The organism is Anaerotignum propionicum (genome assembly GCF_024461735.1).
In the GTDB taxonomy this organism is placed as follows: Bacteria; Bacillota; Clostridia; order Lachnospirales; family Anaerotignaceae; genus Chakrabartyella.
This window is the reverse complement of record NZ_JANGAD010000028.1, coordinates 1-269: the sequence shown is the minus strand read 5'-3', so window position 1 is coordinate 269 and position 269 is coordinate 1. Positions and strand designations below refer to the sequence as shown.

At 42.0% G+C, this 269-nt stretch carries 1 protein-coding gene; it reads right to left on the bottom strand.

Annotated features, from left to right (window positions below; genetic code table 11):
- On the bottom strand, positions 1-269 hold a 269-nt coding region (locus NE558_RS14275), incomplete at both ends, for a hypothetical protein (protein ID WP_330643507.1).

Genomic DNA, 269 nt, shown 5'->3' with positions numbered 1-269 from the left:
TGCAGTCACAACACTATAACTGTTTTCAATAGCAAATTTTGAATACTCGGAAATTACCCCTATGAGCCCTCCTGCGGCTGCATAAGTTCCGCTTGCACTCGTACTTTGTACTTTACCCATAACATAGCAATTTTTTATCAATTTCTCTGCAACGTCACCAACTGCAACACCTATAAATCCACCTGCACTTTCTGCTCCTTGTACAGTTACATTGGCACCACAATTCTCGATATATCCTCCCGATAAACTTCGGCCTATAAAGCCTCCTG